This window comes from Paracoccus sp. R86501, from assembly GCF_042466435.1.
GTDB lineage: Bacteria > Pseudomonadota > Alphaproteobacteria > Rhodobacterales > Rhodobacteraceae > Paracoccus.
Window position 1 is genome coordinate 696159 of the sequence record NZ_JAXHPZ010000001.1, and the last position, 14635, is coordinate 710793.

Sequence of the window (14635 nt, forward strand, 5' to 3'; positions counted from 1 at the left end):
TTCCCTTCGGATCTTGGACATCAGCCCTTGCGGGCGCGCCAGCGGGCCCAGATGGGCGTGTTCGTCACAAGGATCAGCACAACCGCCACCAGCAGAAACAGCGACAGCGGACTGGTTACGACGCCCTGCATCATGGCACCGAAGTCCTCACGCTCGCTGATGATGGCGCGGCGCCAGTTGTCGTCCAGCAGACGCGACAGGATCACCCCCAGGATGACCGGTGCCAGCGGACAGCCGTAAAGCCGCATGCAATAGCCAGAGACACCAAATCCCAGCATCCAATAGACGTTGGTGACACTGTTGTTGATGGCATAGGCGCCGACGATCGACAGGACCATGATCACGGGCAGCAGGATGGTGCGCGGCAGCTCGACGATCTTGACGAACAGACGGATGCCCGTCAGCCCGAAGATCAGCATGAAGCAGTTGGCTAGTGCCGGCGATCCGACGATGAACCATAACATATGTGGCTGTTCGATCATCAGCATCGGGCCGGGGTTCAAGCCGTGGATGAACAGTGCACCGATCATGATGGCGGTGACCGCATCGCTCGGAATGCCAAGCGTCATCATGGGGATGAAAGCCCCGCCGACGGCAGCGTTATTGGCGGTTTTGGTGGCGACCGGACCCTCGACAGCGCCTTGGCCGAAGGGGGGGGGCGCGGGGTTGCGGGTGACGCGCTTGGCGTGGTCATAGGCCATCAGCGATGCGATGTCGCCGTCGGTGCCAGGCAGGGCGCCCATGATGGTGCCGATGGCCTCGCCCGTGCGGCCCTGCCAAGCCAGAGGTAAGCCGTCCAGCTCGGAGGAGATGGCGGATGGTGCGCCGGTTGTGTTCAGCAGGATCGCCGTCCGCGACCCGCCATAGACCCCGCCCATATAGATGCCGATCATCGGCGCCAGTGCTGGATAGGCGTCCCATGAGAAGGTGAACGAGATCAGGATGGAAACTGCCATCGTGACCGACAGCCCCTGATGGCGCCGATATAAATGCCGGCGAATGTGCCTGCGCCGATTAAGACGCGTCAGCGGCATCAGCAGGTTCGACAGGATGTCCATTTGCGCGCCCCAGAACAGGGAGGACATGAAGGCGACGATGCGCCCTTCGGGGACGATGCCTTGGGGCATCAGGACGGCGAAGATCAACCAGAAGATCGTCTAGATCAGGATCACCGTGCCGACCGACACCGCTAGGCAGAAGCTCCATGAACGACGCGACAGGAAGCGGATCATCACCAGCAGGAACACCACCGACGTCGGCAGGAAGCCAAGGCGTCGCAGTGCCACTGCACAAGCGCCGACCATCGCGGTGGTCATCAGTACGGCCGCGGGCAGGATATCATGACGCAGCGTCTGCGTGGTACCGCTACCCTTGCGGCATGTCTGCCGCAGCATGATCGCGCTGGTGACGACCATGATGGCAGTGATGGCCATCGGCACGGCCCCGCGCGAGGACAGCGCCTTGAAACCCGCGATGCTATGGGCGGTATACAAAAGGTAAAAGTTTGCCACCAGAATGGCCGCGTTGAAAGGCGATTCGCCGGGGCGGCGCTTGGGTGTCGGTTTCATATGCGTGATCCTTCGCGGCGCTTCGCCCCGCGGGACGTTGGCGCTTGCGGTGCGGTGGGTTGCCCCGCGTCGGGCGGGGCAACCGGCGGGCGTCCTTATTCGTCGGGCGATGCCGAAGTCTTCAGGCGAGTTCTTAGCGAAACCCGCATCCCCCAGGGTCCAGGCGGTCTGGCTCTGCCACTGGTTTAGGAGGAACTGCGCCTCGTCGCCGCTGATCGACTGCATCTTAAGCCGCGCCCTTCCATCAGTTCCGGGAAATCGGGGCTTTCGGCGGCTGTGTCATAGGCGTTGGTCAGCTTGGCCAAGACACCGCCGGTCGTGTGTAGCAAGATGACCTCGCCACCCAAAACCTCTTCGGCATGGGGGGGGGTGATGGCGCGGCTGACGGTATCGATCGAACCGCCCGCGCTTAGCCCCGATCAGGCGGTGATCGAGGAAGGCTCGACCAGCGGGCGGCGGACCAGACCGGGCATATAGACCTCGGACACCCAAAATTCGCCGATCGCCGCCACGCCCAGCCCGTGGCGGAAAAGGCTGACGATGGTCTGTGCAAAGCCTCCGCGCATGGCATGACGCTGGGTCAGCTCTGGATCGACGAAAGGCTGGGGCAGCTTGCGGCCATAGGGGTCGTCGGGGGCGACGCCTGCAAAGGGAAAGTGCATCAGGTCACGGATCGAGAACGCGGATTTTTCGGCCAGTTCGTGCCCCTCGGGCATGATGGCGACGATGCGAGCTTCGCATAGGGGATGTTATGGACCGCCGGGTTGTCGATCGGCGACGACATGATGACCATTTCGCTCTGTTCCAGCAGCAGATAGTCCAGCGTCTTCTTGATCTTCAGGATGTCCAGATCGGGAAAGCGCTGGTCCGGACCGCGAATGACCCGCGCGATCAACGGTGCCGAGGTGAGGGACCGCGTGAGTTCATAGCCTTTTTGCAGCGAAGCAACCGCTGCGGCCAGGTTGTCCATCTGCCGGTGCGCCTGTTCCAGCATGGCACAGATCGACTGCGCCTTGGGTGCGGGGACAAAGACGCGGGCCTTGCGTTCGAACAAGCGGATGCCCAACCTGTCCTTGGTGTGCTTGATCAACCGGTTGATGCCGGGGGCTGACACGTTCAGCAGGTTCGCGGTGCCTTGGATCGGTCGGTGATCATCACGGTGCGCGACCTTGATCTAACGCAGGGTAAGTTCCTTCACGCTGTCATGCCTAGGGGCGCGATGGCGACTTGCAGCAATGATTCGGCGTGATCTGACGTCGTTTTCGCGGCCACAGCTATCGCATGCGGGTCTTTCCGCTATGATCACATTGCATATCTTGCTTTTGCATAAGCTGACGTAACGTCCGCCAAGGCCGCGCGGATTTGCACGATATGCATCTGTAAACATTGACGAATAGCCTGCGACCGAACGTCGCATATGGCGACATGTCGCGCCTGGGGTGCAAACCTGACCTTTTCGGTCATGGTGGAACAACATGCGGTTGATTGGTTGCAAACCCTGACGCGAAGGTCAGTTTGCGCGCTAACAGCCGCCACCTTCGAGGCGGTGTTCGCCATCCATCGCAGGATCAGCCTCATGTTCGAAAACGCTCGTCTGGACCGGCGACAGTTCCTTGGCAGCTCTGCCATGGGGCTGTTCGTGGCCGCCCTTCCTTCCGCAGGCTTTGCGCAAGATGCCATCCGTATCGACCGCTTCATGGCGCTGTCGCGCTTTGCCACCGGCCATCAACATCTGGACAGCGATCTGGGGGCGGGGCTGCTGCAGGGTCTGCGGCTTGAGAACGGCGATTTCGATGCCGACGCCCAAGCGCTGGAGCGTAAAATCAGCGAGACCCGCGCCCCCGACGTTGAGACGCTGTTGACCGCCCTGAACCGCGATCCGTTGCGCGAAACGCTGCTGGCGATCATCAGTGCATGGTACACGGGCGCCGTGGCCAAAGGCAGCGATGCCACAGTCTATACCTTTGAAAAGGCTCTGATGTATCAGCCCGCGTTGGATGCGGTGCCGATCCCGACCTATGCGCTGAACGGTCCGGACTGGTGGACCGCCACGCCGCCCGCGCTTCTTGACATGCCCGCATTCTGAAGGCCGATGATGACCCTTTCCCATACCCTCCGCCTTGCCGCCGTGATGATGGGCGGGCTTGCCCTGCCGGTCGCGGCCCAGGACATGTCGCGCGGCGAATATGTCGCCACGACCGCCGATTGCGCCGCCTGCCACACCAATGGCCACGAGGGCGCGCCCTATGCGGGCGGCTATGCCATCCAGTCGCCGATGGGGGCGATCACCTCGTCCAACATCACGCCGTCGGTGGAATTCGGGATCGGCGGCTACAGCCTTGCGGAGTTCACCGCCGCCCTGCGTGACGGCATCCGCAAGGACGGCGCGCATCTTTATCCGGCGATGCCCTATCCGTCCTATGCCCGCATGACGGATGAGGATATCTCGGCGCTCTACGACTATCTGATGACCGAGGTCGAGCCGGTCGAGGAACCTGCGCCGCAAACCAGGCTTTCCTTCCCGTTCTCGCAGCGCTGGTCGATGATCGCCTGGAACGCCGCCTTTGCGCGGGCCGAACCCTTCCAGCCCGACAGCGACCAGTCCCCCGAATGGAACCGTGGCCGCTATCTGGTCGAGGGGCCGGCGCATTGCGGCACCTGCCACACGCCGCGCAACCTACTGATGGGGTCGGATCATGGCGAAATGCTGGCGGGCGGTGATATCGGCGGCTGGCATGCCCCGAACCTGACGCCGACGGGACTTGGCGATTGGTCGGATCAGGATCTGGCCGATTATCTGAAGACCGGCGTGGCGACCCATGCCCGCGCCTCGGGTCCGATGGCCGAGGCCGTGGAATACAGCCTTCAGCACCTGAAGGATGACGACATCGCGGCCATGGTGACCTATCTGCGCAGCCTGCCCGCGAAGGGTCGGGAACCCGCAGCCGCCGCCGACGTGCCCACCCCCGCCGCCTTCGTTCCCGCCGATCATGCCGATGCACGCAGCCAGCACCGGCTGGACGAAGATGCCTCGGGGGCGCAGCTCTACGAGACCGTCTGCGCGTCCTGCCACGGGCTGTCTGGCCAGGGTTCGCCCGATGGCACCTATCCGGCGCTGCAGGGCAATCTGACGCTGACGCAGGCACAGGGGACGAACCTGCTGTCCACCATCCTGCAGGGCGTCACCCGCGAGACCGGCGACCACCACACGCTGATGCCGGGCTTCGGCCCCGACAGCCTAGTGCAGAAGCTGGACGACGAACAGATCGCGCGGCTTGCCAGCTTCACCGCCACCAGCTTTGGCCCCCAGCCCGTGGGTTTTACCGCCGATGACGTGAAGACGGCCCGCACCGGGGGCGCCGTGCCACCGCTGGTCCGGCTGGCCACCCCGCAGATCATGGTGGCGGGGCTGATCGCCGCGCTGGCCGTGCTGGGACTGGTCGCCCTTCTGATCGTCCGCCGCCGCCGCGCGGCCTGACACCCCCCATTTTGGCCGCGCATCGGTGATCCGATGCGCGTGCATTGACCCCAAGGAACATCCCATGACCCAGAAAACTCTGACAGCCGATGTCGTCATCGCCGGCGCGGGGATCTGCGGCGGCCTTCTGGCGCTGGATCTTGTACGGGCGGGCCTCTCCGTCATCATCCTGGATGCCGGGCCGCGCTATGACCGCGACAAGATCGTCGAGAACTGGCGCTACATGCCGCCGCGGAACAAAGCCGATTTCGACTATGCCACGCCCTATCCGAACGTGCCTTGGGCGCCGCATACGAATTTCTTCCCCGACAACGGGTATCTGAAGACGACCGGTCCCGATGCCGCCGCCTACAAGCAGGGCATCATCAAGGGTGTCGGCGGGACGACCTGGCATTGGGCGGCTTCCAGCTGGCGCTATCTGCCAAGCGACTTCGAAATGAAGTCGCGCTATGGCGTCGGCCGCGATTTCGCGCTGAGCTATGACGACCTTGAACCCTATTACTATGCCGCCGAGACCGAGATGGGCGTCATGGGCCCCAACGATCAGCAGATCACCCCGTCCGCCCCGCGTGCGCAGCCTTGGCCTATGACCTCGATGCCCTACGGCTATGGCGACCGTCGCTTTACCGAAGTTGTGGCGCCCTTGGGTTACGACAACACGCCGGTGCCGCAGGGGCGCAATTCGCGGCCCTATGACGGGCGTCCGCAGTGCTGCGGCAACAACAACTGCATGCCGATCTGCCCCATCGGCGCGATGTACAACGGCATCTATTCCGTCGAAAAGGCCGAACAGCTGGGCGCGACGGTCATCCCGAATGCCGTCGTCTATCGCATCGACACGGACGGCGCGAACGACGTGACGGCGATGCATTTCTATGATCCGGACAAGAACAGCACCAAGGTTCTGGCGCGTCGCTTCGTCATCGCCGCGAACGGCATCGAGACGCCCAAGCTGCTGCTGGTCGCGGCCAACGACAAAAACCCGAACGGCATCGCCAATTCCTCGGATCAGGTGGGTCGCAACATGATGGACCACCCCGGCATTTCGATGAGCTTCGTGGCCGAGGAACCCATCTGGGCGGGGCAGGGCTCGGTCCAGATGTCCTCCATCACCAACTTCCGCGACGGCGACTGGCGGGGTGAACGTTCGGCCATCCAGATCGGCTATAACAACACCGCCCAGACCACCAAGGGCGGGCTGAAGGCGCTGCAGACCGGCAAGGTCGGTAAGGCGCTGGACGCCGAGATCCGCCGCCGCGCGGCCTGTGGCGTCAACATCTATGTCAACCATGAGACGCTGGCAGATCCCGAAAACCGCCTGACCCTCTCGGGCGACCGCCGCGACAGCCTTGGCATCCCGATGCCCGACGTGCGTTATGACGTGGGCGATTACGTCCGCCGCGCCGCCGTATCGTCGCGCGAACATCTGCGGACCATCGCCGAGGCCTTTGGCGGCACCGAGGTCGAGATGAGCGATCATTTCACCCCCAACAACCACATCTGCGGCGGCACGATCATGGGCACCGATCCGCGCGATTCCGTTGTGGACAGCTGGTGCCGCAGCCACGACCACCAGAACCTGTTCCTGGCGACGGGGGGCGCAATGGCGGCCGCAGGCACGGTGAATGCCACGCTGACCATGGCGGCCCTGTCGCTGCGGGCCGCCGATGCCATCAAGCGCGACTTGCGCACGGGCTGAGCCCGGCGGCATCGTCACGCGACACGGCCTGCCCTATGGGGTGGGCCGTTCTGCTTTGCGGGACAGGGCAATGTCACCCGAACTTCGCAGCCCTGTCGCGTAACTGTCAGCTTTTGTTGCGAATTCAGCCCTCTGTGTCCCTTGACGAACCGGAGATCTGAAATGCCCCGCATCACCTTTACCCGTAGGCAAGCCTTGCTTGGAACCGCAGCCGTGGCCGGGGGGCTGGCCATGCCGGGGCTGGTCCGTGCCGCCTCGCGGCCCGTCATCACCCATGGCGTGCAATCGGGCGACGTGGCCCATGACGGCGCCGTCATTTGGGGCCGCGCCGACCGCGAGGCCGAGATGTGGGTCGAATGGTCCACCTCGGACAGTTTCCGCGACGCGCATCTGATGCCGCGTCTGCCGGTCGGGTCGCCGACCGACAACACGGGCAAGATGGCGCTGACGGGTCTGCCCTCGGATCAGGAGATCTTTTACCGCGTGACCATGGCCGATCTGTCTGATGGCACGAAATCCGAACCCGTCACCGGCCATTTCCGCACCGCGCCGAATGCGCTGCGCGACGTCAGCTTTGTCTGGTCGGGCGACGTGGCAGGCCAAGGCTGGGGCATCGACGAGGATCGTGGCGGCATGAAGACCTATGCCGCGATGCTGAACCACAATCCCGACTTCTTCCTGCATTCGGGCGATACCGTCTATGCCGACGGCCCCCTGCAGGAACAGGTGGAACTGGCCGACGGCACGATGTGGAAGAACGTCATGACCGAGGCCAAGATGAAGGTCGCCGAGACGCTGGACGAATATCGCGGTCAGCATCTGTACAACATGATGGATGCGAACGTTCGCGCCTTCAACGCGCAGGTCCCCGTCATCGCCCAGTGGGACGACCACGAGGTCACCAACAACTGGTATCCGAATGAAATGCTGGATGCCGACGACCGCTATGCGGTCAAATCGGCGCGCCTGCTGGCCGCCCGCGCCGGTCAGGCCTTCCACGAGATGCTGCCCACCCGCCAGAACCTGGCCGAGCCGCGCCGCATCTATCGCAAGGTCGCCTATGGCCCGCTGCTGGATGTCTTTGTCATCGACATGCGCACCTATCGCGGCGACAACACCGCCAATGACGAAGAGGGCGGTACGCCCTTCTTGGGTGCCGACCAGATGGCGTGGCTGAAGCGCGAACTGACCAATTCCAAGGCTGTCTGGAAGGTCATCGCCGCCGATATGCCCATTGGCATGATGGTCCGCGACGGCGACACGGCCATGGAGAACGGCGCGAATGGCGACGGTCCGGTGCGCGGCCGCGAAGGTGACATTGCCGCGATGCTGTCCTTCATCAAGCATGGCGGCATCCGCAACACCGTCTGGCTGACCGCCGACGTGCACTACACCGCCGCCCACCACTACAGCCCCGACCGTGCCGTGTTTCAGGACTTTGATCCGTTCTGGGAATTCGTGTCGGGGCCCCTGCATGCGGGGACCTTCGGTCCGTCGGATTATGACAACACCTTCGGCCCCGAGGTCCGCTTTGCCAAGCATCCGGACGAGGGACAGGCGAACCTGCCGCCCTCGGACGGGATGCAGTTCTTCGGCAAGGTCGATATCAGCGCCGCCACCAAGGTGATGACCGTCAGCCTGATGGACCGCGAGGATATCACGCTGTGGTCCACCGAACTGGAACCGGCGCTGGCCTGATCCGCCGGGCCGCGGACTGACCCCTGCCCGGGGTCAGTCCTCCATCAGGTCCAGCGCGCGGGCCTGATCGCCGGCGGGGTCGTCATATTGGCCCGACCGCAGCGACCAGACGAAAGCCGCCAGCCCGGCCAGCCCAAGGGTGACCGAGATCGGGATCAGGACGGCCAGCACGTTCATCGAAACCTCCGCAGGGCATTCAAGGTCACGGTCAGCGATGACAGCGACATGGCCAGAGCCGCGATCAGCGGCGAGGCATGCCCCGACATCGCCAGCGGCACCGAGACGACATTGTAAAGCACTGCCAGCCCGATGTTCTGGCGCATCCGGCCCATCGCGGCCCGTGCGGTGGAGAGCGCGCCCGGCACGCCCATCAGCCCGCCGCCGATCAGCACCACGTCGGATGCCGACCGCGCCGCATCCAGCGCCGAACCCGGCGAGATCCCGGCATGGGCGCTGGCAAGACAGCCCGTATCGTTCAGCCCGTCCCCCACCATCACCACATGCGCCCCGCGCGCGGTGCCCTCGCGGACCCAGTCCACCTTTTCGGCGGGTGTCAGCCGGGCCAGCGCGGTGTCGATGCCGGTTTCCCGGGCCATGCGGGCCACGGGTTCGGGAGCGTCGCCCGACAGCAGCGCCAGATGATAACCCTGACGGCGCAATGCCTGGATGGTGGGCAGGGCATCGTTGCGTAGGGCTTCGGACGTGGACAGCGGGACCGGCGGCCGGCCCGCGACGGACAGCCAGACGGCGGCATCGGTTCCCTCGGCACCTGCGATCCAGCCGGCCCGGCCAAGGCGGACGGTTCGGCCGTCCAGCGTCCCCTGAACGCCGCAGCCCGGATGTTCGGTGGTGTCGGTGACGGCGGCGGGTGTGATGCCGCGCGCCTCTGCGGCCGCCAAGATGGCCCGTGAAACGGGATGGCATGATGCCCGCGCCAGCCCCGCTGCGATGGACAGCGTGTCCGCATCGGGGTTGCTGCCGAGCGTCACCAGCCCCGTCGTCAGCGTGCCCGTCTTGTCGAAGGCCACGGTGTCGATCTGGGACAGACGTTCCAGCGCGGTGGCCGATTTCACCAAGATGCCAGCGCGGAACAGCCGCGCCGTCGCCACGGTCGATACCGCAGGCACCGCCAGCCCCAAGGCGCAAGGGCAGGTGATCACCAGAACCGAGATGGCGATGTCCAGCGCCCGCCAGCCGTCGCCCGACAGCATCAGCCAGCCGACAAAGGTGGCGGCGGCCAGCACATGGACCAGCGGCGCATAGATGCGGGCGGCGCGGTCGGCGATGCCGGTGTGGCGGGTGCGCTGCGTCTCGGCGGTGGCGACCAGATTGGCCATGCGGGCCAGCGCGGTATCGCGCCCGGCGCGATCCACGCGGACGGTCAGCGCGCCCGTCAGGCAGGTCTCTCCGGCGGTGACCTCATCGCCCGGACCTGCGGGTTGCGGAACGGATTCGCCGGTCAGCGCGGATCGGTCCAGATCGGTCTGGCCAGTGATGATCGTGCCATCGGCGGGCAGGCGGTCGCCGGGGCGCACCCGGATCAGCGACCCCGGTTGCAGGGTCTCGGCGGCGACGATGCGATCGACCGCGCCCTCGATCAGCACGGCCTGCGGGGCTTCCAGGGCGGCCAGCTCGGCTGCGGCGGAACGGGCGGCGGCGCGGCCCGCACGGTCCAGATAGCGCCCGATCAGCAGAAAAAACGTCAGCGCCAGCGCGGCGTCGAACCAATTGGCACGGTCGCTGAAGCCGAAGGCATTGGCCAGCGACGCCGCCGAGGCCAGCACGATCGCCAGCGAGATCGGCACATCCATGTTCATCCGCCCGTGACGCAGGGCGGCAATGGCGGAGACGAAGAACGGCTGCGCGGCAAAGCCCACGGCAGGGATGGTGATGGCGGCGGACACCAGATGGAACACCTGCGCGGTGGCGCCGGCGGCGCCGCTCCAGACGGCGACGGACAGCAGCATGACGTTCATCATCGCAAAGCCCGCCACGCCGATGCGGGTCAGCAGATCGCGGGCGGTCACGTCGCGGGGGCCAAGGCGGCCCGCATCCAGCCGGTCGGCGCGGTGACCGGCGCGGGCAAGGGCATCGATCAGCATCGCATCCTCGGCCCCCGGCGCGATGATCATGACGCGCTTTAGCGTCAGGTTCACCCGCGCCTGCTGGACCACCGGCAGGGCCGTCAGGGCGCGTTCGATCGTGGCGATGCAGCCGCCGCAATGGATGTCGGGCAGGTGCAGCACGTGGGTCGGCTGATCCACCGCGCGCCCTTGGGGCAGTTGGACGGTCGAACAGGCGGGGCAGGCGGCTACCATGATGGATCGACCTTCAGGGGGATGGCGCGTTGATAGGGGGTGCCGTCATCGGCATGGCCCGCCAGATCCAGCCGCCACATACCCTGCGCCAGATCGACGGCCACGCGACCTTTTGCGTCAAGGGCAAGGGCGATGTCGTCGCGCGCCTCGGTCGGACGGCCGATATGGGCGGTCAGATCGCGGATGGGGGCGGGGTTGCCGTCGAGGTCCAGAACCACGATGGCCAGTAACCCGTCGCGGTAATTGACCCGCGACGTCCAGCCAAGCGCGTTCTGGGCATCGCGACGGGCGTCGAAGGACTGGCTGGCGACATAGGAATTCGGCACCTCGAGGCCTGGAAAGGTGCTGACGGCCTTGGTCGCCAGCAGCAGATTGACGGCGATAATGATGCTGAAGCCGCCCACGAACATTGCGGCGACATGGCGTCCTGTCAGTTCGGTCATTGGCTGTCCCTTCCATTGAATGTGGTGTCCACATGGGCGCGTTCGCCGCTGATGGTGTCTTCGACCCACAGGCGGACGGGGCTGTGGTCGCTGCTGGCAGGGGCCGACCCTGTAGCAGCCGTCAGATAGACGCGAACCTTGATCTGAGCGTCGGCGGGGACCGCGACCTGTCCGTCCTGATGCCCCTCGATCTGCAAATCGGCCACGCTGCCCGCACCCGGTGTCAGGTTGAAGATGCGGGCATCGTGATGCTTGTTGCGCAGCCGCACGTCATAGGCATTGCGCAGGCTGCCGTCCGACAGGGTGACGAAGGTGGGGTTGCGGACGGGGGCGACGGTCAGCTCGATCTGCGGGCGGACGAACAGGGCAAAGACCAGCGCCGCGCCAATGGCCAGCCAGATCGCCAGATAGATCAGGTTGCGCGGCTTCAACGCATGTCTCCACGCCGGGATATGGGCACCGCCTGCGGCTTCGCGCGGGGCGTCGGACAGCGCCAGATAGTCGATCAGCCCGCGCGGGCGGCCGATCTTCTCCATCACCTGATCGCAGGCGTCGATACACAGGGCACAGGTGATGCAGGCCATCTGCTGGCCGTCGCGGATGTCGATGCCCATGGGGCAGACGTTGACGCAGGCATTGCAATCGATGCAGTCGCCGGGGCCCTGCACATGGGTCGTGGTGTCGGGCACGCCCGGCATGGGGATCAGCGGCGCGCGCCCGCCAATCTGCGGACCCGCCACGCGCAGGCCCGCTGCCTGACGGCGCAACCCGCGCCCGCGTGGTTCGCCGCGCCAGTCGCGATAGGCGACGGTCAGCGTGCCGGGATCCATCATCGCACCCTGAATGCGCGGCCACGGGCACATGTAGATGCAGATCTGTTCGCGCATAAATCCGCCAAAGACAAAGGTCGTCGCGGTCAGGATGGCGATGGTGACATAGGCGATGGGCGCTGCCGACAGCGTCACCAGCTGGCGCGCCAGTTCCGGTGCATCGGTGAAATAGAACACCCACGCCCCGCCGGTGGCCATCGCCACCATCAGCCACAGCGCCCATGTGGTGCCCATCAGGCGGATCTTGTGACCCGTCCATGGCGCCTGGTGCAGGCGCATGCGGGCGTTGCGGTCGCCCTGGACCCAACGCTCGATCACCAGAAACAGGTCGGTCCAGACGGTCTGCGGGCAGGCATAGCCACACCAGACCCGTCCCAGCATCGCGGTGAACAGGAACAACCCCACCCCCGCCATGACCAGCAACCCGGCCACGAAATAGAACTCATGCGGCCAGATCTCGATCCAGAAGACATAGAAGCGGCGATTGGCCATATCGACCAGCACCGCCTGATCGGGCAGGTTCGGGCCGCGATCCCACCGCAGCCATGGCGTCAGGTAATAAATGGCCAGCGTGACGGCCATGATCCACCATTTCAGGCGGCGGAAATACCCTTGCACGCGGCGGGGAAAGATCGGGACCCGCGCGGCATAGAGGTTCTGGGGGGTGTCGGACATCATGCTGCCTTGTGGTTGCGCGCCCTTCCTTTCGCAAAGGCGCGCGCCATGCCTTGACGTGGATCAAATAGGGTCCGTTTTGCGCTATTGCGCGGCGGGCATCTCGCCTCCGCCAAGGCCGTGGACATAGGCGGCGACGGCGCGGATTTCCGCCTCGGAGAGGCGGGTGTTCCACGGCGGCATGACGCCATAAGGGCCGCGGGTGATGATGCGGGTGACCTGTTCGGGACTGTCGCCATAAAGCCAGATCGCATCGGTCAGGTTCGGCGCACCTTGCGTGCGATCCCCGCGCCCGTCATCGCCGTGACAGGAGGTGCAATTGTCCGCAAACAGCTGTCCACCCGCACCGGCCAAGGGGGCTGTGCCATCCGGCAGGCTGCGCACATGGTCCACCAGCGTCGCGATCTGGTCACGGGTCAGCATCTCGCCAAAGGCGGGCATCTGGGAAAAACGGGCGTCGGGGTCATCTTCGTTCCGGATGCCGTGGCGGACGGTATAGGCGATGTCTTCCACCATGCCGCCCCACAGCCAGTCGTCGTCCAGCAGGTTGGGATAGCCCACCGCACCTCCTGCACCCGACCCGTGGCATTGCGAGCAATTAGTCCGGAACACCGCCGCACCCGCGTTCATCGCGAATTCCATCAGTTCAGGATTGCGGTCCAGAACCCCCAGATCGGTTTCGGTCAGGGATGCCCGCATATCGGCCTGGCTGGCGTCCACTTCCTCGATATGCATCTGCACATCGGCGCGGGTGGACCAGCCCAACACGCCTTTGGTCGCGCCATTCACCATGGGCCATGCGGGATACAGGATCACATAGATCACCGCGAAAACGATGGTGCCATAGAGCGTCCACAGCCACCAGCGGGGCAGAGGGTTGTTCAACTCCTCGATGCCGTCCCAGCTGTGGCCGGTGGTATCGACCTTTGGCTTGTCGTCGGTTTTGGGGTGCTTGGTCATGTCGGGTCCTTGGGCTGGTCGTCACCGTCGGCGCGTGTCGGGCTGTCGCGAAAGATGGCCATTGCGGCTTCTTCATGGGCGGCGCGGGCACCGGGGCGAAACGCCCAGAGGCAGGCGCCAAGGAAGAAGGCCGACATGGCCAGCAGCATCCAGCTGTCTGCGAAAAGGCGCAAAAGCGAATATGTATCGGTCATCCGGTCCCCCTAGCGGCTGTCATCGGCAATGAAGGTCGAGAAATCGACCAACGTGCCCAGCATCTGAAGATAGGCGATCAGGGCGTCCATCTCGGTCAGCTGCGGATTGCGGTCGAAATCGCGGACCTGCGCCCCCGGATAGCGTTCCAGCAGCCCATCGGTGTCGCCCCAAGGATCGACCTGCACCCGCATATCGTCGCGGGCATTGGCTATCATGTCATCGGTATAGGGCACGCCGACCATCGCATGGGTTTCCAGCAGATCGCCGATATGGGTGACCTCCAGCCTGGTGCGCGCCAGATAGTCGTATTTCGGCATGACGCTTTCGGGGACGACCGATTGCGGGTCCGACAGGTGGTCGTAATGCCATTCGTCGGAGTAACGCCCGCCGACGCGCGCCACATCCGGCCCCGTGCGTTTCGACCCCCACTGGAAGGGGTGATCGTACATCGATTCCGCCGCCAGCGAATAATGGCCATAGCGTTCGACCTCGTCCCGCATGGGGCGGATCATCTGGCTGTGGCAGACATAGCAGCCCTCGCGGACATAGATGTCGCGGCCCGCCAGTTCCAGGGGCGTATAGGGACGCATCCCCTCGACCTTTTCGATGGTGTTTTCCAGCCAGAACAGCGGCGCGATTTCGACGATGCCGCCGATGGTGACGACAAGGAAGGACCCCACCAGCAACAGGGTGGCGTTGCGTTCCAACGTGGCGTGGCGGTCCAGCAGGCCGCGGCGGGGCTTGGGTTCGTGGATGTCTTGGGTCATGGGT

Annotated in this window: 15 protein-coding genes; 4 read left to right on the forward strand and 11 right to left on the reverse strand. The window is 65.0% G+C overall.

Features of this window, described 5'->3' with window-relative positions; genetic code table 11:
- Positions 1 to 20: 20 nt before the first annotated feature.
- From SJY40_RS03475 to SJY40_RS03490, 4 genes are all read right to left on the reverse strand, one after another.
- Positions 21 to 1127, reverse strand: a complete 1107-nt coding sequence (locus SJY40_RS03475) for a tripartite tricarboxylate transporter permease (protein ID WP_378942777.1) — start codon at positions 1125 to 1127, stop codon at positions 21 to 23.
- 30 nt (positions 1128 to 1157) lie between these two features.
- A complete protein-coding gene (locus SJY40_RS03480; protein ID WP_378942780.1) occupies positions 1158 to 1793 on the reverse strand; it encodes a tripartite tricarboxylate transporter TctB family protein in 636 nt (211 codons plus the stop codon).
- Between the two features lie 194 nt (positions 1794 to 1987).
- Positions 1988 to 2284, reverse strand: a complete 297-nt coding sequence (locus SJY40_RS03485) for a LysR substrate-binding domain-containing protein (protein ID WP_378942783.1) — start codon at positions 2282 to 2284, stop codon at positions 1988 to 1990.
- Positions 2230 to 2622, reverse strand: a complete 393-nt coding sequence (locus SJY40_RS03490; RefSeq protein WP_378942785.1) for a hypothetical protein — start codon at positions 2620 to 2622, stop codon at positions 2230 to 2232. The genes SJY40_RS03485 and SJY40_RS03490 overlap by 55 nt, the downstream gene beginning before the upstream one ends.
- A 522-nt stretch (positions 2623 to 3144) precedes the next feature.
- Between SJY40_RS03490 and SJY40_RS03495 the strand changes: the two genes are divergently transcribed.
- From SJY40_RS03495 to SJY40_RS03510, 4 genes are all read left to right on the forward strand, one after another.
- Positions 3145 to 3654, forward strand: a complete 510-nt coding sequence (locus tag SJY40_RS03495; RefSeq protein ID WP_378942787.1) for a sugar dehydrogenase complex small subunit — start codon at positions 3145 to 3147, stop codon at positions 3652 to 3654.
- A gap of 6 nt (positions 3655 to 3660) precedes the next feature.
- Complete coding sequence (locus tag SJY40_RS03500) at positions 3661 to 5046, forward strand: c-type cytochrome (RefSeq protein WP_378942790.1); 1386 nt, start codon at positions 3661 to 3663, stop codon at positions 5044 to 5046.
- Between the two features lie 64 nt (positions 5047 to 5110).
- Complete coding sequence (locus tag SJY40_RS03505; RefSeq protein ID WP_378942792.1) at positions 5111 to 6745, forward strand: GMC family oxidoreductase; 1635 nt, start codon at positions 5111 to 5113, stop codon at positions 6743 to 6745.
- Between the two features lie 162 nt (positions 6746 to 6907).
- The gene (locus tag SJY40_RS03510) at positions 6908 to 8443 is read left to right on the forward strand and encodes an alkaline phosphatase D family protein (RefSeq protein WP_378942795.1); all 1536 of its coding nucleotides are present in this window, start codon (positions 6908 to 6910) and stop codon (positions 8441 to 8443) included.
- A gap of 33 nt (positions 8444 to 8476) precedes the next feature.
- On the opposite strand, the gene ccoS is transcribed toward SJY40_RS03510, so the two are convergent.
- The 7 genes from ccoS to ccoO all read right to left on the reverse strand — a co-directional run bounded on the left by ccoS (position 8477) and on the right by ccoO (position 14631).
- Positions 8477 to 8620, reverse strand: coding sequence for a cbb3-type cytochrome oxidase assembly protein CcoS (gene ccoS / locus SJY40_RS03515; protein ID WP_378942798.1), 144 nt, complete (start codon positions 8618 to 8620; stop codon positions 8477 to 8479).
- A complete protein-coding gene (locus tag SJY40_RS03520) occupies positions 8617 to 10761 on the reverse strand; it encodes a heavy metal translocating P-type ATPase (RefSeq protein WP_378942800.1) in 2145 nt (714 codons plus the stop codon). Before SJY40_RS03520 ends, ccoS begins: the two co-directional genes overlap by 4 nt.
- Positions 10755 to 11204: a FixH family protein gene (locus SJY40_RS03525; RefSeq protein WP_378942803.1), complete on the reverse strand. Its 450-nt coding sequence runs from the start codon at positions 11202 to 11204 to the stop codon at positions 10755 to 10757. Before SJY40_RS03525 ends, SJY40_RS03520 begins: the two co-directional genes overlap by 7 nt.
- Positions 11201 to 12709 carry a 4Fe-4S dicluster domain-containing protein gene (locus SJY40_RS03530; protein ID WP_378942806.1) on the reverse strand — a complete coding sequence of 503 codons (1509 nt, stop codon included), beginning with the start codon at positions 12707 to 12709 and terminating at the stop codon, positions 11201 to 11203. The genes SJY40_RS03525 and SJY40_RS03530 overlap by 4 nt, the downstream gene beginning before the upstream one ends.
- 84 nt (positions 12710 to 12793) lie before the next feature.
- Positions 12794 to 13669, reverse strand: coding sequence for a cytochrome-c oxidase, cbb3-type subunit III (gene ccoP, locus SJY40_RS03535; protein ID WP_378942808.1), 876 nt, complete (start codon positions 13667 to 13669; stop codon positions 12794 to 12796).
- Positions 13666 to 13863: a cbb3-type cytochrome c oxidase subunit 3 gene (locus SJY40_RS03540; RefSeq protein ID WP_378942811.1), complete on the reverse strand. Its 198-nt coding sequence runs from the start codon at positions 13861 to 13863 to the stop codon at positions 13666 to 13668. Before SJY40_RS03540 ends, ccoP begins: the two co-directional genes overlap by 4 nt.
- A gap of 9 nt (positions 13864 to 13872) precedes the next feature.
- Complete coding sequence (ccoO, locus tag SJY40_RS03545; protein ID WP_378942814.1) at positions 13873 to 14631, reverse strand: cytochrome-c oxidase, cbb3-type subunit II; 759 nt, start codon at positions 14629 to 14631, stop codon at positions 13873 to 13875.
- Between the last annotated feature and the right edge of the window lie 4 nt (positions 14632 to 14635).